Source organism: Mycobacterium sp. BMJ-28, assembly GCF_054404835.1.
This window is the reverse complement of sequence record NZ_CM136783.1, coordinates 6,384,911-6,404,693: the sequence shown is the minus strand read 5'-3', so window position 1 is coordinate 6,404,693 and position 19,783 is coordinate 6,384,911. Positions and strand designations below refer to the sequence as shown.

The window sequence follows — 19,783 nt, the reverse complement described above, 5'->3', positions numbered from 1 at the left end:
GTCACCGGGGACGCACGACGCGGTCCGCGCGACCGGCGGTCGACTCGATCAGTTGGGCATTGCGCTCGTCGGGACCGAGCGCCCAGAGCGCCGCGTCCTCCGGCGACTTTCCGTACGCCTCATGCCGGCGCTGCAACCGGGCGTGCCGAATAGCGGTGTCGGGGGCCAGAAACCACACCGCGTCGATTCCGGCTCGCGCGGTGGGCCACGCATCGAAGTCCAGCAGAAGGTAGTTGCCTTCGGTGACGACCAGCGGCACCGTGGGTGGCACGGGAATGGCCGAGCCGATCGACTCTTCGATCTCGCGGTCGAACCGGGGCGCGTACACGATGGGGTCGTCGATGCGCTGCGCCCGCAGGGTGGTGATCAGCCGTGCGTACCCGCCGTCGTCGAACGTGTCGTGCGCGCCCTTGCGGTCCCGGCGCCCGAGGTCGAGCAGGACGTCGTTGGCCAGATGAAAGCCGTCCATGGGGACCAGGACGGCGGTGTCTGGACCGAGCGCGGTGACGAGTTGTTCGGCGACGGTGGACTTCCCGGCTCCCGGTGCGCCGGTCAAACCGAGAATGCGGCGTTCGCCGGGAACGACGAGCGCCATGGCCGCCTCGACCAGTTGGTCCAGGGTGGCGTCCTGCACGTCTTGCTCGATGGTCACCGTGCCCGCTTTCGTGTCTGTTCGCTGGAGAGTTCGGTCAGCCAGGCCCGGGGCCCGACCACCGAACACCGTAGTGCGGCCACGCGGGCGGAGCGCTCGATGCGCTCGGTGACAGCGCATCCGGCCCGGGTGCTGAAATACGCATACGCGCCGTGGAAGGCATCGCCGGCGCCCAGCGTGTCGACGACCACCACCGGTGTCACCGGCACGGAACCGGACAGGCCACCGGACCACCACGTGACGGGGTCGCCGCCGTGGGTGGTGACGACGGTATGCACACCGCCCTCGACCAGTGCGGCGGCAGTGGATTGCGGGTCGCCGGCTCCTGGTACCCGGAAGTCGTTGGAGCACAACATATCCGTCGCGTAGGGAAGGATGTCGCTCATCACCGGCTTCCACCGGCCGGCGTCGACGACGAGCGCGGTGTGCCGGGTGGCCGCGCGTGCGGCGGCGGCCCGGGCTATCAGCGGGTGGTGCCCGTCGACGAGCACCACATCGGCTGTCGCCACCAGGTCGTCGAGGTGCTCGGGCGGCAACGCGTCGGAGTTCACCGCATCCAGTGACACCACGGACCGGTCACCGGTCGATTCGACGACCGACACCGCGGACACCGGCACCGCTCGGGTGGTGCCGGAAGCCGCGTCGACGACACGGACACCGTAGGCGTCGAGGTCGGCTCGGATCAGATCGGCGACCGGGTCGTCGCCGAGCGCGGTCACCAGGGTCGCGTCGCCGCCCAGCGCCGCGAAGGTGACGGCGGCGTTGGCGGCCGGCCCGCCCGCGGCGACGAACTGGGCGGTCGAGGTGATCTTCTGGTTCACCGCAGGCGGTTTCGCGATGCGATGGATGACGTCGAGGGTCGCCAATCCGACGAAGACCCCGACCGGGGCCTTCTCAGAGTCCGGCGCGTTCCTCATCGGTGGGCTCCTCTGCACCGGTCATGAGCGCCACCACTTCGGACATCGAGCGCTTCTTCGGATCGACGACACCGGCACGCTGCCCGAGCCGGTGGATATGGATCCGGTCGGCGACCTCGAACACGTGCGGCATGTCGTGGCTGATGAGTACCACGGGAATGCCGCGGTCGCGGATCGACCGGATGAGGTCGATGACCTGACCGGACTCCCGTACGCCGAGCGCGGCGGTGGGCTCGTCCATGATGATCACGCCCCGACCGAATGCGGCGGCCCGCGCCACCGCGACACCTTGGCGCTGTCCGCCGGACAACGTCTCCACGGCCTGGTTCACCGATTTGATGCCGATCTTGAGATCAGCGAGGTGCTGTGACGCATCCTCGCGCATCCTGGGCATGTCCAGACGGCGGAACAGGCTGCCGGCGAGACCTTTTCGCCGAACCTCGCGGCCAAGGTACAGGTTCGACGCGATGTCCAGGGCCGGTACGACGGCGAGATCCTGGTACACGGTCTCGATGCCGGCCGCCCGGGCGTCGCGGGTGTTCTTGAACGACACCGGGGTGCCGTTCATGAGAATCTCGCCCGAGTCCGGAACCACCGCGCCCGCCAAAGCCTTGATCAAGCTGGTCTTTCCGGCGCCGTTGTCGCCGATGACCGCAAGCACCTCACCCGCGCGGAGTTCGAAGTCGGCCCCGTTGATCGCTGTCACGTTGCCGTATTTCTTGACCAGGCCCCGCGCCTCGAGGGCGGGTGCGCCGCTCGTCGTGATCGTCACTGTGATCTCCTGCGGGCGAATTGGTCCACGGCCACCGCGACGATCACCAGGACTCCGGTCGCGATGTTCTGGTAGAGATTGTCGACGCCGGCCTGGGTGAGGCCGTTGCGCAGAACCCCGACGATCAGCGTGCCGACCAGGGTGCCGCCGACGCCGCCACGCCCGCCGAACAGGCTGGTGCCACCGATCACCACCGCGGTGATCGACTCGAGATTGGCGTTCTGATACGCATTCGGGTCGGCATTCGGGATGCGGCCCAGTGCCGCCCACGCGGCGATGGCCGCGATCACACCGGTGGTGATGTAGACCGACAACAGCACCCGCTGGGACTTGATACCCGACAGATTGGACGCCTGCGGGTTGCCGCCGACGGCGTAAACGTGCTTACCCCAAGCCGTTTGGGACAGCGCGTACCACATCACCAGGTAGACGAGCAGCATCGCGACCACACCGTAGGTGGTCGAGAACGATCCGAGACGAAACGATGTGCCCAGGAAGGTGAGCGGTCCTGGCGGCACCCGGTAGGTCTCGGAGCCCGCGAGCAGTCGGGTGGCCGCCTGGATCGCGGTGAACGTGCCGAGGGTGACAATGAATGGCGGCAAGCGCAGTGCCGTGACGAGGCCGCCGTTGATCGCGCCGAAGGCCACACAGACCAGCAGCGTCGACCCGAGTGCCAGCGCCGGCCCGCTGGCGCCGGCGGTCTGCGCCATCACGATGGTGCCGAACACGGCGACGGCGCCGATCGACAGGTCGATGCCGGAGGTGAGGATGATCAACGTCTGGCCCACCGCGAGGATGCCGATGACCACGGACTGCTGCAGGATCAGCGACACGTTCTGCGGGTTGAGGAATGAGTTCGAGACCGAGCTGAAAATGATGATGGCGATGACCAGCGCCACCAGCGGACCGAGCAGCGGTTCACGCAGCAGGTGTGCCACGTTGAACCGGCTCGCTACCGAGGGTGTCGCCGTCGCCGGTGGGGCAGTGGTCATGTGTCGACTCAGCCCCAGCAGTTCTTCTCGCCCCAGGCGGTGTCCTTGGAGTCGAGTCCGGCAACGGGCTTGTCCGTGACCAGCTGCGAGCCGGTGTCGTTGAATCCGCTGGGCTTGGTGCCGTCCTTGGCGAACTTGACCACGGCCTGCACCCCCTGCTCGGCCATCTTCGCCGGGAACTGCAGCACCGTCGCGCCGATCTTGCCGGACTTCACGTCCGCGATGCCCGTGCAACTGCCGTCGATCGACCCGATGGTGATCTGGGCGGCGCGGTTGGCGGATTGGATCGCCTGGTAGGCGCCCGCGGCCGCCGGCTCGTTGATGGTGTAGAGCGCGTTGATGCCCGGAGCGCGCTGCAGGATGTTCTCCATGGCGGTCTGCGCCTTGGTCTGGTCGCCGTTGGTGTTCTCCCGGCCGACGATCTCGGGCGAGTCGTTCGTGATGCCGAAGCCCTCGAGGAATCCGTTGTGGCGGAACGTGTCCACCGTTCCGCCGGGGGTGCCGTCCAGCATGACGACCTGAGGTGCCTTACCGGCGAGGGCGGCCTTCACCCATTTGCCCTGGCTGACGCCGGCGGCCTTGTTGTCGGTGGCGAACGTGGCGTCGACGGCGTTCTCGGGGTCGGTCGCGGTGTCCAGGGCGATGACGACGACGCCGGCGTCCCGGGCCTTCTTGATGGCGTCGAGCACGCCGGTGGAGGAGTTCGGGGTGATCAGGATGCCCTTGACGCCCTGGCCGACCATGTTCTCGATGGCCGCGACCTGGCCTTCGTTGTCGCCATCGAAAGCTCCTGCAAGCGCCACCAATTGGGCGCCGTCCTTGTCGGCCTGGGCCTTGGCGGCCTCGCGCAGCTTGACGAAGTAGGGGTTGGAGTCGGTCTTGGTGATCAGTCCGACCTTGACGCTGCCGGAATCGGATCCGCCGCAGGCGGTCAGGCCGAGAACCAGCGAGCCGGCCATGAGGACCGCCCCGACCATGTGCGTGCTTACGCTGCGCCCTGCGAACATGTGGACTCCCTTGTCCCTGATGCGACGCCGGTGGCGCCGCGCGATCTGCAGAAGCCTAGAACGCACGCAAGCGCTTGCGCATGCGCTTTCGCGAAAATGGTCCACGAAATGATCGGGGCCGTGTTTTGTCATGATGGAAGGAGATGACGTGTGTTCCCTGGCGAAGGGGTGGTCGGCATGAACGCGGGACCTCATTCACCGAACGCGCCGGTCCTGCTGTACGACGGGGTGTGCGGGGTGTGCAACAGCGCAGTGCGCACCATTCTCCGGTTCGACCGGCGCGGTGCGCTGCGGTTCGCCGCGCTCGACAGTGACTTCGCCCGTGACGTGCTGGCCCGCCATCCCGACGCGGCGGGGGTGGACTCCGCGGTGTTCATCCGTAACGTCGGGCAGGCCGACGAGGCGGTGGACATCCGATCGGCTGCACTGCTTCGGGTCGCCGCCTACCTCGGCGGGTGGTGGAAGCTCGCGCTCGCCGGATGGGCGCTACCGACGGGCGTCCGTGATTGGCTCTATGACCGCTTCGCCGCCGTCCGCTATCGGGTGGCGGGCCGTTATGACACCTGCCCGATTCCGCCCGCCGAGGTGCGCAGCAGATTCCTCGACGCCAGTTACGGCTGAGAATGCTTGCCCCGCAACACTACCCGTGGGTGAACCGATCGACGAGCAGTTGGAGACGCTCTGCATCGTGGCCCGACCGCAGGCGCCCACCGCGGCCGAGGGTGACCAGCCCATGCAGTGCGGCGAACAAGACCTCGGTGAGGCCATCGGCGTCCCGTTCGCCGGCGACGCGGTCGACCGCCTGTCGCAACTCCGCGAAGGAATCCTTCAGCTGCGGCGGTGTGGCATCGGCCGCGAAGGGCAACGACGTCGCGCGGGTGAACATCGCGTCGTAGACCGCCGGGTTGTCGCGCGCGAAATCGAGGTAGGCGTGCGCCATCGCGGTCAGATCGGCAGCGGGGGTGCCAGCACCGGAACGGGCGGCCCGAATCGCTTGCGCGAGTTCGCCGAAGCCGTCGATGGCGATGGCATCGGCGATCTGTTCCATCCCGCTGAAGTGCTTGTACAAGACGGGCTGGCTGTATTCGATTTCGTGGGCCAGCCGGCGGGTGGTGACGGCGTCCCAGCCTTCGGCCTCGGCGAGGGTGCGTGCGGTGGCGATGATCAGCTGACGGCGGGCGGCGCGCTCTCGCTCGCGGCGGTCCTCCATGGCCATACTCGACGATAGCATCGCTAGAACTGCTAGCGCTGCTATTGACGCCGTGCCATTCCAGGGTTAGCGTTGCTAGCACTTCGCTGGAAAGGGCATATGACATGGCCATGGACCTCATCGCGCGGCTATCTGCACTGATCGCCGTCCTCTGTACCGCGGTCGTCTATGGCACCGACGTGTTCTGCGCGATCGTCCTGCGCCCGGCCCTGGCATCGGTCGATGACCGGGCGCTGGTCGCGGTCACGGGCAGCGTGCATCGGTACGGCGACCGACGCATGCCCGTGCCCGGCGGGCTCGGCGTGGTCGCCACCGCGGTGAGTGCGCTGACGGCCGCGCTCGCGGCGCAGTGGGTACAGGCCATCGCGGCCGGCTCCGCGCTGATCCTGCTGTTGAGCTGGCTGCTGCTCTATGCGCGGGTGAGCGCACCCATCAACCGACAACTGACGGCCGCAGTCGATGCCGACCAGACACTCCCGAATGCGCGTGCGTTGCAAGCGAAGTGGGACCAGATCATCGACACCCGCGCAGTGCTACAGGGTCTGGCCGTGACCGCCCTGTGCGTGGTGCTGATGGCCTGAACCGGGCCCACGCAGTCACCCTTTACCGACAAACCCCCGGGAGTGCTCGACATGACCATCACCACGACCATCGGCTACGTCCTCGCCGGGCTGCTCGCGGCGGCCATCATCGGCATCGGCGCCCGCTTCCTCGTCGCCCCGCGCGTCGCCGCCGCCGGATACGGCGTGCTGCCCGACCTCGATGCACCGGGGGCTGGCGCGTACCTGAGCGTCAAGGGCGTGCGCGATATCGCCACCGGGCTGTTCGTGTTCATTCTGATGGCCGCCGGCGCCCCGCACCTGGTCGGCTGGGTGATGCTGGCCGCCACCATCATCCCGATCGCCGATGCCGTCATCGTGGTGCGAAATGGCGGCGCGAAGTCGACCGCCTGGGGTGTGCATGGCGGCACGGCCGCCGTCATGCTGTTGACCACCGCGCTCCTGCTGCTGTCCTGACCGGCAGCGCGCCGGCACGAAAACGGCCGGGCCGGGTCCACTCGGAAGAATCTTCCAGACATCGGATGAATTTTCATGAAAACGCAAACAAATGAGCTTACTGGTTGGTAGCTTTCCTGAGTCGCTACCCTTCAAAGCTGAAAGTGCCACCTATGTCCCTTGTTTCGTTCAAACGCCGCACCGCGGCACCGGTCGTGTGGATCACCGCTTCGGCGCTGGCCGCGGTCCCGATGATGGCTTCCGCACCGACTCCCCACCGCCTCGCCGTGGAACTGGCCGCCGACAGCACGAGCGTGGCCGCGGCGGACACCCACGTGGCCGACAACGCCGTGGCCGCCGTTCCGACGGTGGTCGGGCTGCTCGCTCAATCCACGGATGTGCTGCGTTCGACGAACGTCCATGACCTGGCCCAGCTGGTCACCAACCCGGTCGCCACCCAGCCACTGACCCGAACCGCCGCCGCCACCGCACCCGCCACGGCTCACGTCGCCGCCGCGGCGGCGTCCACCCCGATCACCGACCTGGGCGAACTCGGCGCAGCACTGCAGACCATCCTGGGTCGCCTCGGCACCGCGGTGACCGGCGCCCCGGGCAATGTGGTCAAGGCTCTGGGTCAGTTGTTCAGCGGCGATGTGCGTGACGCGCTGCAAACCGTCACCGGCATCCTCACCGAGCCGCTCCTGTTCATCGCGCTTCTCGACCTGCCGAACGTCACCGCGCCGCTGGCCAAGCTGCTGCCGCCGCTGGCTCCGGTCTTCAATGCGCTGCCCAACATCGTCGTCAATGCGGGCGTCACCGTGCTGCAGTTGGTTGCCGATGTGCAGAGCAGCGTCGCCGATGTGTACGAGGATGTCCGCGACGGAATCGTCGCCCGCGACCTCGGCAAGACGGTGCTCGGCATCACGTCGAACACCGTGAGCCTGCTGCAGAAGGTGCTGGCCGACACCATCGGTACCAACGGCATCCTGCGCGGCCTCTACAACGCCGGCCGGGATCTGCTGACGGCCGTCGGTAAGGTGTTCCGTCCGGGTACGGCCAACGTGACGGCTACGGCTACGGCTACGGCTACGGCTACGGCAGTGTCGGCTGCCGCGGCCGCCACCACCGCCGCGACCACCGATGCCACCGCCGCCACTGCCGACACCGCGGCAGCCCCGGTGACCGCCAAGCGTGCCACCGTTCGCCACACCCCGGCGAGCAAGCCGGCCACGGATACCACCGACACCACCTCGACCGATTCCGGCAAGGTCACCACCGGCGCGTCCGAGAGCGATGCCGCCGGCTCGGGCACCTCCACCAAGGGGGACACCGAAACCACCAAGCCCGCAACCAAGGACTCGACCAAGTCCGATGACGCACAAGCGGGTTCGAGCACCACGAAACCGGGGAAGACGCCCAAGACGCCGAAGACCCCCAAGCCGGCGAAGTCGTCGACCTCGACCTCGACGTCCTCGGAATCGGGTTCGGCGTCGGCATCCAAGGACGCCTCGGCGAAGGACGCCAAGTCCTCGACCGGCGCGTCACACGGCGGCGATGCCTGAGGCACCAACCACCGCAGGAATGACCCGGGCCGTCATCGGCCCGGGTCATTCCCGGCTGCAACGGGTTTGATCCCGCGCAAGGCAGGTCAACCGCGCACGATGGCGCCGATCCGGGCGGCTATCTCCCCGGCGACCGCCAACGTGGCCGGATCGTCGGCGGGTTCGTACCGGCCGTGCACGGGGTCATACCGCGCCCCGGCGATCGAGCCGTGATCGGCGGCCACCTCGATGATCTGCACCGGCCAGTCCCTGGCCCGTAACGCGGACGCGAAATCTGTTGCCGCGGAGCGGGGTATGACGTCGTCGGCCGCACCGGTGAACAAGTGCAGCGGCGTACGGACCGCGTCGGCGGCCACCTCGTCGAGCGCCGCGCCCCCCGAGATCGGGTCTGCGGCCATGAACGCGCCACCGAGGCAGATGGTGTGCGCCACCGCCACGCCGAACTGGCGCGCCCGCAGTGCCAGACCGGCCGCGGCGACTCCTCCCAGCGACCATCCGATCACCACCAGATCCGCCCCGTCGGCCCGGTCGCGCGCCAGGTCCACCGAGCTCAGTAGATCCGCCCGTCCAGCGTCGGCGGTATGGGGATCCCAATCCGGTGCCACCACGCCCAGTCCATGGCCGGCCAGCGCGTGGGCCAGCACCCGCACGGCCGCGCGCGAACAGGTCTGCGAGCCATGCCATAACAGCGCCGTCGGCTGGCCCGGTGCGCCGACCACGTCGGCCAACCGCCCTGCGCCGTACTCAACGGTGGGCACGATTACTCCGCGTGCGGGGTTGGGCTCCGCGCCGACTCTCAGTCATCTTTCGACGGTAGCGAACGCTGCGGCGGGTCCGCTTTGCCCCGGGCCACCGAGGCGATGGCCGCCAGCAGCGCGAGGGCGATCGAGACGCCGAACACCACCGTGAGTCCGTGGTGGAAGGGTTCGCTGATGAGGTGCGGGAAGAACTCCCGGCCGGTGATGGCAGCACGGTCGGGCGCCGACAGCGTGCCGAGCACCCCACTGGGGGTCAGCAGATGCTCAAGCGGGTTGACGCCCAGCACGGCGGCGAACAGGGTGGAGACCGGCGGCAGTCCGGACACCTGCTCGGCTACCCCGGCGGGCACCCCCCGATCCTGCAGGCCGGCGGTCATGGCCCCGGGCAGGGTGCCGGACAGGCCGACGATCATCAGCGAGAAGAACACCCCGATGGATAAGGCGGTGCCGCTGTTGAGGAAGGTTGCGCGCATACCCGACACCACGCCGCGCTCGGCGGGCGGCACGCTGCCCATGATGGCAGAGGTGTTGGGGGCGGCGAACATTCCGCTGCCGATGCCGTTGAGGGCGATCAGCGCGGCGAACATCCAGTACGGGAAGTCGATCGGCAACAACAGCAAGCCGACGAAACTGAGGCCGAACAGGACCATGCCCGCCGAGGCGATGCCACGGGACCCCAGCCGGTCCGACAGTGCGCCCGCGGCGGGCCCGGCAACCAGGAAGCCGGCCGTCAGCGGCAGCAGGAAGATGCCGGCCCACAGCGGCGTGTCGGCGTAGTCGTACCCGTGCAGCGGAAGCCAGATGCCCTGCAACCAGATGATGAGCATGAACTGCAGCCCACCCTGGGCCAGTGCGGAGGCCAGCGTGGCCACGTTGCCCGCGCTGAAGGCCCGAATCCTGAACAGGCTCAACCGGATCATCGGCTCGGCGACGCGGGACTCGATGACCACGAAAGCGATCAGCAACAGGACGCCGGTGGTCAACGTGGCCAGCACGAACGGACTGTGCCAGCCGGTGGGATGTCCGCCGTGCGGCTGGATCCCCGAGGTGATCGCGATCAGGATCGCCGACAGCCCGACGGCAAAGGTGATGTTGCCCCACCAGTCGATGCGGCCGCGGTGCCGTTCGCCGTTGTCGCGCAACCGGCGGTAGGCCCAGACGGTGCCGAATACGCCGACGGGCACGTTGACCCAGAACACCGCCCGCCAATCCCAGGCCGCCAACAGCCCACCGGCGACCAGGCCGATGAACTGGCCGGCCAACGCGGCCACCTGGTTGAATCCGAGCGCGAATCCGCGCCGGTCGGCCGGGAACGCATCGGTGAGGATGGCCGCCGAATTGGCCGTCAGCATGGAGCCGCCGACGGCCTGCAGCAATCGCCAGCCGATCAGCCATTCGGCGGCGGTGGACCCGTCGAAGGGGTCGAAGGACAACAGCACCGACGCGACCGTGAAGACGGTGAATCCGAGGTTGTACACCCGCACCCGGCCGTACATGTCACCGATCCGGCCCAACGTCACCACCAGTACCGACTGCACGAGTCGGTAGCCCATGATCATCCACAGCAGGTAGGTGATGTTGGCCGGCGCCAACGGATCCAGATGGATGCCCCGGAAGATCGCCGGCAGCGAGATGATCACGATCGAGCCGTCCAGCGCGGACATGAACACCGCCGCGGTGGTGTTGGTCAGCGCGACCCAGCGATAATTGTCGCGGGTCTCGGCGGCGTGCTCGTCGACGGTCATCTAGAGGCGCTGTGCCAGTCGCTCGATCAGGGGTGCGGCCGCGGCCAGCTGGGCCAATTCCGCCGCGCTGAAGCCGGTCAGACCCGCGGTGAGCTGTTCGACCCGGGCATCGCGCCTGCGGTTGACCGCGCGCTTTCCGGAAGCGGTGATGGACAACAGGATTCGCCTGCCATCGGTCGGGTCGGGCTGCCGGGACAGGAAACCCCGGCCTTCCAGCTCGCCGATCGTGACACCCATCGACTGAGGGCTGATCTGCTCCTGGCGCGCCAGCTCGGCCGAGGTCGCCGATCCGCACCGATCCAGCCGGCTCAGCGCGGCCATCTGCGGAAAGGTCAGGACGTCGGCGACGGGGCGCTGGCGCAACCGCCGGCGCAGCAGGCCCATGCACAGGAACAGGGCCCGCGCCACCTGTTCGGCTTCCCGGTTCGCCACCATTTCATCAGGCTAGCCTTATCAGTATCAGTTGATCAACATGCGCCGGACCGTCCTTCCTTCGCCACCTGGCCGCGGCAGTGCGACGATGGACCCATGACCGCAACGCTCGTCGCGAAGAACGTCGCCGGCGGGTTCGCCCATCGCACCTTGTTCGAGAAACTCGATGTCACCGTCGCGCCCGGTGATGTGATCGGCGTCGTCGGCGCCAATGGTGCGGGCAAGAGCACGTTGCTGCGGATTCTGGCCGGCGACATCGATCCGCTGGACGGCACGGTCAGCGTCGCGCCCGCCGATGCGTTCGTCGGCTGGCTGCCCCAGGAACACGAACGGGTGCCGGGCGAGACGGTGACCGCCTACATCGCCCGCCGGACGGGATGCGCGGCGGCGACGGAGGCCATGGAAGCCACCGCCGCGGCGCTGGATGACTCCGCCGCCAGTGCGGACGCCTACTCGGCTGCGCTCGATCACTGGCTGGCCGCCGGGGCGGCAGACCTGGAGGACCGACTGCCGGCCGTGCTGGCCGATCTGGGCCTGGATTCGGATGCGTTACAACCGGATTCGACACCGATGACCGCGTTGTCCGGCGGGCAGGCCGCGCGGGTGGGCCTGGCGGCACTGCTGTTGTCGCGGTTCGACATCGTGCTGCTCGACGAACCGACCAATGATCTCGACCTCGATGGGCTGGCCCGGCTGGAACGTTTCGTCGGCGACCTGCGCGGCGGCGTGGTGTTGGTGAGTCATGACCGGGAGTTCTTGGCCCGCACCGTCACTCGCGTCCTCGAGTTGGATCTCGCGCAGAACACCACGACCGTTTTCGGCGGCGGGTACGAGAGCTATCTGGACGAACGCGAGGTCAACCGGCGGCATCGGCGCGAGCAGTACGAGGAGTTCGCCGACCGCAAGGCCGACCTGGTCGCCCGCGCGCGGACGCAACGGGAGTGGTCCAGCCAAGGGGTGCGCAACGCCATCCGCAAGGCACCCGACAACGACAAGATCCGCCGGCGCGCCGCCTCGGAGTCCAGCGAGAAGCAGGCACAGAAGGTGCGCCAGATGGAGAGCCGGATCGCTCGGCTGGAAGAGGTCGACGAGCCGCGCAAGGAGTGGTCGCTGCAGTTCACCATCGGGTCCGCGCCGAGATCCAGTTCGGTGGTCGCCACGCTCGACAACGCCGTGGTGCGTCACGGTCAGTTCGTGCTGGGGCCGGTCTCGCTGCAGGTCGAGGCGGGTACCCGGATCGGCATCACCGGACCGAACGGGGCGGGCAAGTCGACACTGCTGCGGCTGCTGCTCGGGCGCCAGCAGCCCGACGAGGGACGGGCCGGCCTCGGCGCCAGCGTCGCCATCGGCGAGATCGACCAGGCCCGCGGCGAGTTCTCGGGCTTGCATCGGCTGGTCGACAGCTTCGAGCAGCGGGTGCCGGACTGGTCGACCGCCGACGTGCGGACGCTGCTGGCGAAATTCGGGCTCGGCGCCGACCATGTGGAACGGCCGGCCGCCGAACTCTCACCGGGCGAGCGGACACGGGCGGGGCTGGCGCTGCTGCAGGCCCGCGGCACCAACGTGCTGGTACTCGACGAACCGACGAACCACCTCGATCTCCCCGCCATCGAGCAACTCGAGCAGGCGCTGGAAAGCTACGACGGCACCCTGCTGCTGGTCACCCACGACCGGCGGATGCTGCAGAACGTCCGGCTGGATCGGTCATGGCAGGTGCAGGACGGCCGGGTCACCGAGCTGACCTGATCGGCACTTCGGTGTTGTGATGCCCGGCCATCTGTCGTACCGTCAACCTAGTTGATTAGCCGTCCTAAAAGGATGCACCGTCCGCGCCTGTCGCCGTTCACGAAAGGGTCACGGATGCAGCGGGTTTCATTCAGCCGAAAGCTGGGAAAACGCTGGATGATCCTGGTGGCCGTCGCGGTGATCGTGGTCGCGGGATTCACGGTGTTCCGGCTGCACGGGGTCTTCGCCTCCGAAGACGTCACCTCCACCCCGAGCGGCAACGGCAACGACATCGTCCCGTTCAACCCCAAGCATGTGGTCGTGGAGGTGTTCGGTCCGCCGGGCACCGTGGCCACCATCACCTACCTGGATGTGAACGCCCAACCGCAGCGGGCCGACGACGTCACACTGCCCTGGGCCTACGACACGACCACCACCCAGCCCGCGGTATTCGTCAACGTCACGGCCCAGGGCAACAGCGACTCGATCGGCTGCCGGATCAAGATCGACGACGCGGTCAAGGACGAAAGAACGGTGACCACCTTGAACGCCCTCACCTACTGCCTGGACAAGTCCGGATGAGCGCCCAGCGGATCCCGGACTTCATCCGGCGTTACTCGGTGTTGATCGCCTTCTTCTGGCTGGGCCTGGCGGTCGTCACGAATGTCTTCGTGCCGCAGCTGGAGACCGTCGCCGAATCGCACAACGTGTCACTGAGCCCGCACGACGCGCCGTCGCTACAAGCGAGCAAGCAGATCGGCAAGGTGTTCGGCGAATTCGACTCGGACAGTTCGGCGATGATCGTGCTGGAGGGCGACCAGCCGCTCGGCGCCGAGGCGCACCACTACTACGACGGTCTGATCGACAAGCTCACCCAGGACACCAAGCACGTCGAGCACATCCAGAATTTCTGGGGCGATCCGCTGACGGCGGCCGGTTCGCAGAGCGCCGACGGCAAGGCGGCCCTGGTCCAGGTGTACCTCGCCGGCAACCAGGGCGAGTCGCTGGCCAACGAATCCGTCGACTCGGTGCGCAATATCGTCGACCACACACCACCGCCGCCCGGCCTGAATGTGTACGTCACCGGCGCCGCGCCGCTGGTCACCGACCAGTTCGAGGTGGGCCGCCACGGCACCCTCAAGACCACCCTGATCACCCTCGGGGTGATCGCGCTGATGTTGTTCTGGCTCTACCGCCGGCTCACCACCGTGTTCTTCGTGATCTTCACCGTGATGATCGAATTGACCGCATCCCGCGGTGTGGTGGCCGTGCTCGCCAACGCCGGCGTCATCGAGCTGTCGACCTATTCGACGAATCTGCTGACCCTGCTGGTGATCGCCGCCGGCACCGACTACGCGATCTTTCTGCTGGGCCGCTTCCATGAAGCGCGCTACGCCGGCCAGGACCGCGTCTCGGCGTTCAACACGATGTACCACGGCACCGCGCACATCATCTTGGGTTCGGGACTGACCATCGCCGGCGCCGTGCTGTGCCTGACCTTCACCCGCCTGCCCTACTTCCAGAGCCTGGGCGTGCCCGCGGGCACCGGCGTGCTCGTCGCCGTGGTGGCCGCACTGACCCTGGCGCCGGCGCTGCTGGTGATCGGACGCCATTTCGGCCTGTTCGAACCGGCCCGCCCGATGCGCACCCAGGGCTGGCGGCGGATCGGCACCGCCATCGTGCGGTGGCCGGTGCCCATCCTGGCGGCGACCATCGCGATCGCCCTCATCGGCCTGCTCGCTCTGCCGCGCTATCAGACCAGCTACGACGCGCGACCGTACATGCCCGCCGGTGCCCCGGCCAATGTCGGGTACGCGGCGGCGGAACGGCACTTCTCGCAGGCCCGGCTCAACCCTGAGTTGCTGATGATCGAGGCCGACCACGATCTGCGCAATTCCACCGACATGATCCTGCTGGAACGGGTCGCCAAGGCGGTCTTCCACACCGACGGGATCGCGCAGGTGCAGTCGATCACCCGTCCGCTGGGCACACCCCTGGACCACACGTCGATCCCGTTCCAGATCAGTGCGAGCAGCGCGTCCCAGATCAACAACCTGCCCTTCCAGCAGGCCCGCGGCTCCGATCTGCTCAAACAGGTCGACGTGATCAACAATTCGATCGACGTGCTGCGCCAGCAGTACGCGCTGCAACAACAGTCCGGCGCCGTCACCGACGAGCAGGCCAAGGCGTTCGCCCAGACCGTCGCCACCGCCAACGACCTGCGCGACAAGATCGCCAACTTCGACGATTTCTTCCGGCCGTTGCGCAACTACTTCTATTGGGAGCCACACTGTTTCGACATCCCGGCCTGCGCCGCGATCCGATCGGTGTTCGACGCCCTGGACGGTATCGACGCGTTGTCCGACCAGCTGAGCAATGTCGCGGGCAGCATCGCCAAACTGGATGCGCTGCAACCCAAGTTGCTCGCGCTGATCCCGCCGCAGATCCAGTCTCAACAGACCAACCGTGATCTGACGCTGACGAACTACGCCACCACCTCCGGTATCAACGATCAGACGGCGGCGGCGCTGCAAAACGCGACGGCGCTCGGCCAGGCCTACGACGCTTCGAAGACCGATGACTCGTTCTATCTGCCGCCGGAGGCGTTCACCAACCCCGAATTCCTGCGCGGCATGAAGCTTTTCATGTCACCGGACGGCAAAGCGGCACGGATGATCATCACCCATGACGGTGATCCGGCCACGCCGGAAGGCATCTCGCACATCGACACCATCAGGCATGCCGCGCAGGGCGCGGTCAAGGGCACGCCGCTGGCCGGATCCAAGATCTACATCGCCGGTACCGCGGCCACCTACAAGGACATTCAGGACGGCGCCAAATACGATCTGATGATCGCCGCGATCGCGGCGCTCAGCCTGATCCTGTTGGTGATGATGTTCATCACCCGAAGCATCATCGCCGCGATCGTCATCGTGGGCACCGTGGCACTGTCGCTGGGCGCGTCGTTCGGGCTGTCGGTACTGATCTGGCAGGACCTGTTCGGCATCGACCTGTTCTGGATCGTGTTGGCGCTGGCGGTGATCCTGCTGCTGGCGGTCGGCTCGGACTACAACCTGCTGTTGATATCGCGGTTCAAGGAGGAGATCGGCGCGGGATTGAACACCGGCATCATCCGGGCGATGGCGGGATCGGGTGCGGTGGTGACGGCGGCCGGCCTGGTTTTCGCGGCGACCATGGCGTCCTTCGTCTTCGCCGATCTGCGGATTCTCGGTCAGATCGGGACGACCATCGCCCTGGGGTTGTTGTTCGACACCTTGATCGTGCGGTCGTTCATGACGCCGGCCATCGCCGCGCTGCTCGGCCGCTGGTTCTGGTGGCCGCTGAAGGTGCGTCCGCGTCCGGCCAGCCAGATGCTGCAGCCCTACGGCTCCCGCGCCTCGGTTCGTCAGCTGCTGCTCTGGGAAGACAATGATGAGGTGGCTCCGGAGTCCCGATAGCCCGGCTCGATCACCTCGACGGCGTCGAGGTTCTTCTTCAACCGCGCGACGCGGCGCAGTTGCGCGGCGATGTTCATCGACGTCAACATCGGGATGCCGCCGATGAAGGTGCGGAACGACGGGTTGCCGCCATGCACGTGCAGCTCGTAGAGGCAGCCGACGACGTAGAAGAACCCGCAGCTGAACAGGACCGCGGGGATGGCGTAGGCCAGCGGTGAGCGAGCGTCGGCGACCAGCTCGCCGGCGTAGTCGAACTCGTCGCGCGACAGCGCTTCGCGGTTGCGCAATTTGGCCAGGATCGTCTTGTGGGCGCCGACCTGTTCGCCCAAAGCGGCGGGTGTCCGATTCTCCAGCCGGCGGATGTAGACGAACACGCCCGCGGCGAACGTCAGCGCCAGCATGCCGGCGAGGATGGTGAGATCACCCCAGGGACCGAGATTCACGGTGTGCTCCTCTGCGCGCCGAACCCAGAAAACGTTACGTCATCTAAGTATCTCTTCGGGCGGGGCGGGAGGCAAGGTGTGGGCGAGCGGCCGACGGTCGCCCGTGGGTTCAGCGGAACCGGATGTTCAGGGTGGCGAGCCCGAAGATCTTGCGCCCGCCGGACTTGGCGCCGACGATCACCACACCGGTGCGAGTCTGCGGGTCCAGCGATTTGATCCGGCCGCTGTACTCGATGTCCGCGCCGCCGTCGGCCGGCACCACAGCGGGCTGGGACAACCGCACCGCGTAGCGGGTCACCGCCCCGGGATCACCCGACCATGCCGACAGGAAGGACGCCCCCAAGCCCATGGTGAGCATGCCGTGCGCGATCACGTCGGGCTGGCCCGCCAGCCTGGCGATGTTCTCGTCCCAGTGCAGCGGGTTGGCATCGCCGGAGACCCCGGCATAGTTCACCAGGTCGCCCCGGGACAGTCGGGTGTGGTGCACCGGCAGCTCGTCGCCGACCTTGAGGTCGTCGAAGGACGGAGAGCCGGGGGTACGGAGCGTGCCCCCTTCGGCGATCCGGTACGTGCCTTCGGGGCGCACCGTCTTCTGGTAGTCCTCGGGGTTCTCGGCGCCGAGCATGTTGATGCCGTGCATCATCACGCCCTGCACGGCCGGCTTGATCGCCGGATCGACATCCTCCCCGGTGACGCCGACGACGGTGGTGTGCAAGGTGTGCACCACCTCGCCGGCCACATCGGTGAAGGTGTTGGTGACGGTGATCAGGTCGCGTCCGGCCACCCGGCGCACCGAGGTGAGCTCGATGTCGATGCTCAGCTCGTCGCCCTCCACGATCGGGCGGTGCTGCTCGAAGACCTCTTCGGTCTGCAGATACATGTCGTAGCCGACGACCACCGATTCGAACATCCGTTGATTGCAGGCCATCGCCGGGCCGGAGGTGAACGTCAGCGGGGCTACCAGGCCGGGATAGCCCAACTCGGCGGCAGCGGCGGCATCCCAGTGCGCGGGGTGGTCGGCCTGGAGGGCACGGGCGTACTCACGGATCTTTTCGCGGCCCACCAGATAGGTGTCATCCATCTGGTAGTAGTGGCCGACCCGCGATTCGAGGGTCGACGTATCTGCTGCTGCGGTCATGGAGGGGCTCAACTTCTCTGTCTGAATATTCGCTGAGGCTGCTCACAGCACATTAACGCGCGGGCCCCGAAGTTAATAAACGGCGGCGACCGCGACAGCGGCCCGGATTGGTTGCCGATTCAGGACTTGATGGCGTGCCACACCAGGTCGGCCACCTGCAGGCAGTACGGCTCGTCGATCGTCTCGCCGGTGAACAGGGCACGCATGTTGATGGGCGCCAGCAACAGTTCCAGCACCACGGCCGGGTCGACTCCGTCGCGCATTTCGCCACGCTCGTGGGCACGCACGAAAACCGCGCCCAGGCGTTGTGCGCGCACCCGCCACAGGGTGCGCCGGATCTCGATGCCGTCCAGGAACGGCTCGCCGATCAGGTGTGAGCCCTGCATCCGATGTCCCTGGCCGGATGCCACGTACGCGGCCATATCGGCGACGAGCGCGAACAGGTCGCCGCGCAACGACCCGGTGTCCGGCACGACGGCCTCGCGGCCGGACCCCTCCAACAGCACGTCGATGATCAGCGTCGGCTCATCGGACCAGTACCGGATGATCTCCTGCACGGGCAGATCATTGCGATCCGCGAGTGCCATGATGCTGAACCGGTCGATACCCCACTTCGTCAATTCTTCGCGGGCAGCCGCGTGCACGCGGTCACGGAACTCCGGCGTCAATCCCGCCGTATCGATCGTGCTCAAAGAGACCTCCCCCAAGGCGAATTCAACCATGGTAGCGGCCGGTATGCGCCGGTTGACCGGCCATTCTCAGGTGACGGGTTGCAGCAACGCCGTGCCGGATACCGCGAGGTCGCGAGCCTGGATCAAACGACGGAGTGCCGAGGATCAGCGAGTCACAGCGACTTCACGTGTCGGGCCGTCAGGCCCGCAAGGATCACCATTGCCCGGTGGCGGGCGAAGGCGGATCTTGAAGGCATGCGGTGCCTGCGGGTGGTTCTCGGAGCGGCGTTGACCGTCGCGGTGATCGCCGGTGCGCCGGCCGCACATGCTGCCGGGGCCGATGCCGTCATCGCCGATCTGGAAGCCCAGGGTTACCTGGTGCAGATCAATTGGGTGAACGGTTTCGACACCAAGCCGCTGTCCACCTGCACCGTGGTCGCGGTGAACAACCCCGACCGCTCGGGCGCGCAACCACAGCAGGGTGACACCGTCTACGTCGACGTGCGCTGCCCCAACCACGTCGATGACGATTCCGGTGCCGAGGCCGGGATCGGGGTGTTCTTCGGGTGAGCGGGTGCGGTGGCCGCGGAGTCGTCCCGGAACCGCACGGAACGGAATTTGCATTAACGTCAAATACCCTGAAACGCAGCCTTTTTCGTTTCCCTGTGAAGAGACGTTGGGGCGGCGATGTGGGACGGATATTCGGCCCCGAACGGCCCGCGCGGAACGCTCATTGGCCGCCGGCGGATATCAATGACACGCCGATCAAAATTTGCGCTCTGATTGCCATTGCCGGGAAAGGCGTTGTCATGTCGCCGGAGGTGGACAGCGGTGCTTAGCTGGAAGTTACACGGCTGTCAGATTTCATAGGTAATGCCTGCTCTGGGCGTACCCGCCGACACCAGCGCGAGGGTGCTGTTTGTAGGCTGCAGGGCGGTCGACCATTGCCCGAGAATTGTTAGCTGAATGAATCAGTTACTACCATTCGTTTGGACGGGTAACATTCGGGCGGCGGGTCGACCCTGATCTCGGAAGCGCCAATTGTCTTGGAGGGCAGCGTGACAACAAACCCGTTCGACGACGACAACGGTAGCTTCTACGTGCTGGTCAACGAGGAAGAGCAACATAGTCTCTGGCCCACGTTTGCCGATATTCCCGATGGGTGGCGAGTCGTGTTCGGCGAAGCCGACCGTGCCGCATGCCTGGACCACATCGAAAACTCGTGGCCGGATATCCGGCCCAAGTCTCTTCGTGACCGGTTGGCCCAGAATCAGCCAGGCTAGTCGTTCAACCGCTCGATTCGGGG

21 protein-coding genes are annotated in these 19,783 nt (G+C 67.1%); 9 read left to right on the top strand and 12 right to left on the bottom strand.

Features of this window, described 5'->3' with window-relative positions; genetic code table 11:
* Position 1 precedes the first annotated feature (1 nt).
* From ACXPWS_RS31440 to ACXPWS_RS31420, 5 genes are read right to left on the bottom strand one after another with little or no spacing between them, the layout of a single operon-like run.
* Positions 2-652, bottom strand: a complete 651-nt coding sequence (locus ACXPWS_RS31440) for a nucleoside/nucleotide kinase family protein (protein ID WP_458710399.1) — start codon at positions 650-652, stop codon at positions 2-4.
* Positions 649-1,569 (bottom strand): PfkB family carbohydrate kinase, encoded by a 921-nt coding sequence (locus tag ACXPWS_RS31435; RefSeq protein WP_458710398.1) that lies wholly within the window; start codon positions 1,567-1,569, stop codon positions 649-651. Before ACXPWS_RS31435 ends, ACXPWS_RS31440 begins: the two co-directional genes overlap by 4 nt.
* The gene (locus ACXPWS_RS31430) at positions 1,547-2,341 is read right to left on the bottom strand and encodes an ATP-binding cassette domain-containing protein (RefSeq protein ID WP_458710397.1); all 795 of its coding nucleotides are present in this window, start codon (positions 2,339-2,341) and stop codon (positions 1,547-1,549) included. The genes ACXPWS_RS31435 and ACXPWS_RS31430 overlap by 23 nt, the downstream gene beginning before the upstream one ends.
* The gene (locus ACXPWS_RS31425; protein ID WP_458710396.1) at positions 2,338-3,333 is read right to left on the bottom strand and encodes an ABC transporter permease; all 996 of its coding nucleotides are present in this window, start codon (positions 3,331-3,333) and stop codon (positions 2,338-2,340) included. Before ACXPWS_RS31425 ends, ACXPWS_RS31430 begins: the two co-directional genes overlap by 4 nt.
* Before the next feature lie 8 nt (positions 3,334-3,341).
* The gene (locus ACXPWS_RS31420) at positions 3,342-4,340 is read right to left on the bottom strand and encodes a substrate-binding domain-containing protein (protein WP_458710395.1); all 999 of its coding nucleotides are present in this window, start codon (positions 4,338-4,340) and stop codon (positions 3,342-3,344) included.
* Between the two features lie 177 nt (positions 4,341-4,517).
* Here ACXPWS_RS31420 and ACXPWS_RS31415 point away from each other — a divergent pair, with 177 nt between their 5' ends.
* Positions 4,518-4,961, top strand: a complete 444-nt coding sequence (locus ACXPWS_RS31415) for a thiol-disulfide oxidoreductase DCC family protein (RefSeq protein WP_458710394.1) — start codon at positions 4,518-4,520, stop codon at positions 4,959-4,961.
* Between the two features lie 19 nt (positions 4,962-4,980).
* Here ACXPWS_RS31415 and ACXPWS_RS31410 read toward each other — a convergent pair whose 3' ends face one another.
* Complete coding sequence (locus ACXPWS_RS31410; protein WP_458710393.1) at positions 4,981-5,556, bottom strand: TetR/AcrR family transcriptional regulator; 576 nt, start codon at positions 5,554-5,556, stop codon at positions 4,981-4,983.
* Positions 5,557-5,654: 98 nt separating this feature from the next.
* On the opposite strand from ACXPWS_RS31410, the gene ACXPWS_RS31405 reads away from it, so the two are divergent.
* The 3 genes from ACXPWS_RS31405 (at position 5,655) to ACXPWS_RS31395 (ending at position 8,107) form a co-directional block, all read left to right on the top strand.
* Positions 5,655-6,131 (top strand): DUF1772 domain-containing protein, encoded by a 477-nt coding sequence (locus ACXPWS_RS31405; RefSeq protein WP_458710392.1) that lies wholly within the window; start codon positions 5,655-5,657, stop codon positions 6,129-6,131.
* Positions 6,132-6,182: 51 nt separating this feature from the next.
* On the top strand, positions 6,183-6,566 hold the full coding sequence (locus ACXPWS_RS31400; protein WP_458710391.1) for a DUF4267 domain-containing protein: 384 nt from the start codon (positions 6,183-6,185) through the stop codon (positions 6,564-6,566).
* A 152-nt stretch (positions 6,567-6,718) separates the two neighbouring features.
* Positions 6,719-8,107, top strand: coding sequence for a hypothetical protein (locus ACXPWS_RS31395; RefSeq protein ID WP_458710390.1), 1,389 nt, complete (start codon positions 6,719-6,721; stop codon positions 8,105-8,107).
* 86 nt (positions 8,108-8,193) lie between these two features.
* Here the strand turns inward: ACXPWS_RS31395 and ACXPWS_RS31390 are convergent, their stop codons facing one another.
* Genes ACXPWS_RS31390 through ACXPWS_RS31380 form a run of 3 tightly spaced genes read right to left on the bottom strand, consistent with a single transcriptional unit; the run spans position 8,194 to position 11,045 of the window.
* A complete protein-coding gene (locus ACXPWS_RS31390) occupies positions 8,194-8,865 on the bottom strand; it encodes an alpha/beta hydrolase family protein (RefSeq protein ID WP_458710389.1) in 672 nt (223 codons plus the stop codon).
* A gap of 38 nt (positions 8,866-8,903) precedes the next feature.
* The gene (locus tag ACXPWS_RS31385) at positions 8,904-10,610 is read right to left on the bottom strand and encodes an MFS transporter (RefSeq protein WP_458710388.1); all 1,707 of its coding nucleotides are present in this window, start codon (positions 10,608-10,610) and stop codon (positions 8,904-8,906) included.
* Entirely contained in the window at positions 10,611-11,045 is a 435-nt protein-coding gene (locus tag ACXPWS_RS31380) for a MarR family transcriptional regulator (RefSeq protein WP_458710387.1), read from the bottom strand. It abuts the gene before it with no gap.
* 93 nt (positions 11,046-11,138) lie between these two features.
* Between ACXPWS_RS31380 and ACXPWS_RS31375 the strand changes: the two genes are divergently transcribed.
* From ACXPWS_RS31375 to ACXPWS_RS31365, 3 genes are all read left to right on the top strand, one after another.
* A complete protein-coding gene (locus ACXPWS_RS31375) occupies positions 11,139-12,788 on the top strand; it encodes an ABC-F family ATP-binding cassette domain-containing protein (RefSeq protein WP_458710386.1) in 1,650 nt (549 codons plus the stop codon).
* Between the two features lie 114 nt (positions 12,789-12,902).
* Positions 12,903-13,349 carry an MmpS family transport accessory protein gene (locus tag ACXPWS_RS31370; protein WP_458710385.1) on the top strand — a complete coding sequence of 149 codons (447 nt, stop codon included), beginning with the start codon at positions 12,903-12,905 and terminating at the stop codon, positions 13,347-13,349.
* Positions 13,346-16,225, top strand: a complete 2,880-nt coding sequence (locus ACXPWS_RS31365; protein WP_458710384.1) for an MMPL/RND family transporter — start codon at positions 13,346-13,348, stop codon at positions 16,223-16,225. The genes ACXPWS_RS31370 and ACXPWS_RS31365 overlap by 4 nt, the downstream gene beginning before the upstream one ends.
* Here the strand turns inward: ACXPWS_RS31365 and ACXPWS_RS31360 are convergent.
* The 3 genes from ACXPWS_RS31360 to ACXPWS_RS31350 all read right to left on the bottom strand — a co-directional run bounded on the left by ACXPWS_RS31360 (position 16,174) and on the right by ACXPWS_RS31350 (position 18,498).
* Positions 16,174-16,668 carry a hypothetical protein gene (locus ACXPWS_RS31360; RefSeq protein ID WP_458710383.1) on the bottom strand — a complete coding sequence of 165 codons (495 nt, stop codon included), beginning with the start codon at positions 16,666-16,668 and terminating at the stop codon, positions 16,174-16,176. The genes ACXPWS_RS31365 and ACXPWS_RS31360 overlap by 52 nt on opposite strands.
* A gap of 109 nt (positions 16,669-16,777) precedes the next feature.
* Positions 16,778-17,806, bottom strand: a complete 1,029-nt coding sequence (locus ACXPWS_RS31355) for a fused (3R)-hydroxyacyl-ACP dehydratase subunits HadA/HadB (RefSeq protein ID WP_458710382.1) — start codon at positions 17,804-17,806, stop codon at positions 16,778-16,780.
* Between the two features lie 119 nt (positions 17,807-17,925).
* Positions 17,926-18,498: a TetR-like C-terminal domain-containing protein gene (locus ACXPWS_RS31350; protein WP_458710381.1), complete on the bottom strand. Its 573-nt coding sequence runs from the start codon at positions 18,496-18,498 to the stop codon at positions 17,926-17,928.
* Positions 18,499-18,747: 249 nt separating this feature from the next.
* On the opposite strand from ACXPWS_RS31350, the gene ACXPWS_RS31345 reads away from it, so the two are divergent.
* Positions 18,748-19,047, top strand: coding sequence for a hypothetical protein (locus tag ACXPWS_RS31345; RefSeq protein WP_458710380.1), 300 nt, complete (start codon positions 18,748-18,750; stop codon positions 19,045-19,047).
* Positions 19,048-19,535: 488 nt separating this feature from the next.
* Positions 19,536-19,760 (top strand): MbtH family protein, encoded by a 225-nt coding sequence (locus ACXPWS_RS31340; protein WP_458710379.1) that lies wholly within the window; start codon positions 19,536-19,538, stop codon positions 19,758-19,760.
* Positions 19,761-19,783 lie beyond the last annotated feature (23 nt).

What these genes read in the sequence shown, in the direction of transcription:
- ACXPWS_RS31435 (WP_458710398.1), bottom strand. Translation starts at nt 1,569, where the DNA reads ATGAGGAACGCGCCGGACTCTGAGAAGGCCCCGGTCGGGGTCTTCGTC.
- ACXPWS_RS31425 (WP_458710396.1), bottom strand. Translation starts at nt 3,333, where the DNA reads ATGACCACTGCCCCACCGGCGACGGCGACACCCTCGGTAGCGAGCCGG.
- ACXPWS_RS31420 (WP_458710395.1), bottom strand. Translation starts at nt 4,340, where the DNA reads ATGTTCGCAGGGCGCAGCGTAAGCACGCACATGGTCGGGGCGGTCCTC.
- ACXPWS_RS31415 (WP_458710394.1), top strand. Translation starts at nt 4,518, where the DNA reads ATGAACGCGGGACCTCATTCACCGAACGCGCCGGTCCTGCTGTACGAC.
- ACXPWS_RS31410 (WP_458710393.1), bottom strand. Translation starts at nt 5,556, where the DNA reads ATGGCCATGGAGGACCGCCGCGAGCGAGAGCGCGCCGCCCGCCGTCAG.
- ACXPWS_RS31405 (WP_458710392.1), top strand. Translation starts at nt 5,655, where the DNA reads ATGGCCATGGACCTCATCGCGCGGCTATCTGCACTGATCGCCGTCCTC.
- ACXPWS_RS31400 (WP_458710391.1), top strand. Translation starts at nt 6,183, where the DNA reads ATGACCATCACCACGACCATCGGCTACGTCCTCGCCGGGCTGCTCGCG.
- ACXPWS_RS31395 (WP_458710390.1), top strand. Translation starts at nt 6,719, where the DNA reads ATGTCCCTTGTTTCGTTCAAACGCCGCACCGCGGCACCGGTCGTGTGG.
- ACXPWS_RS31385 (WP_458710388.1), bottom strand. Translation starts at nt 10,610, where the DNA reads ATGACCGTCGACGAGCACGCCGCCGAGACCCGCGACAATTATCGCTGG.
- ACXPWS_RS31380 (WP_458710387.1), bottom strand. Translation starts at nt 11,045, where the DNA reads ATGGTGGCGAACCGGGAAGCCGAACAGGTGGCGCGGGCCCTGTTCCTG.
- ACXPWS_RS31375 (WP_458710386.1), top strand. Translation starts at nt 11,139, where the DNA reads ATGACCGCAACGCTCGTCGCGAAGAACGTCGCCGGCGGGTTCGCCCAT.
- ACXPWS_RS31370 (WP_458710385.1), top strand. Translation starts at nt 12,903, where the DNA reads ATGCAGCGGGTTTCATTCAGCCGAAAGCTGGGAAAACGCTGGATGATC.
- ACXPWS_RS31365 (WP_458710384.1), top strand. Translation starts at nt 13,346, where the DNA reads ATGAGCGCCCAGCGGATCCCGGACTTCATCCGGCGTTACTCGGTGTTG.
- ACXPWS_RS31355 (WP_458710382.1), bottom strand. Translation starts at nt 17,806, where the DNA reads ATGACCGCAGCAGCAGATACGTCGACCCTCGAATCGCGGGTCGGCCAC.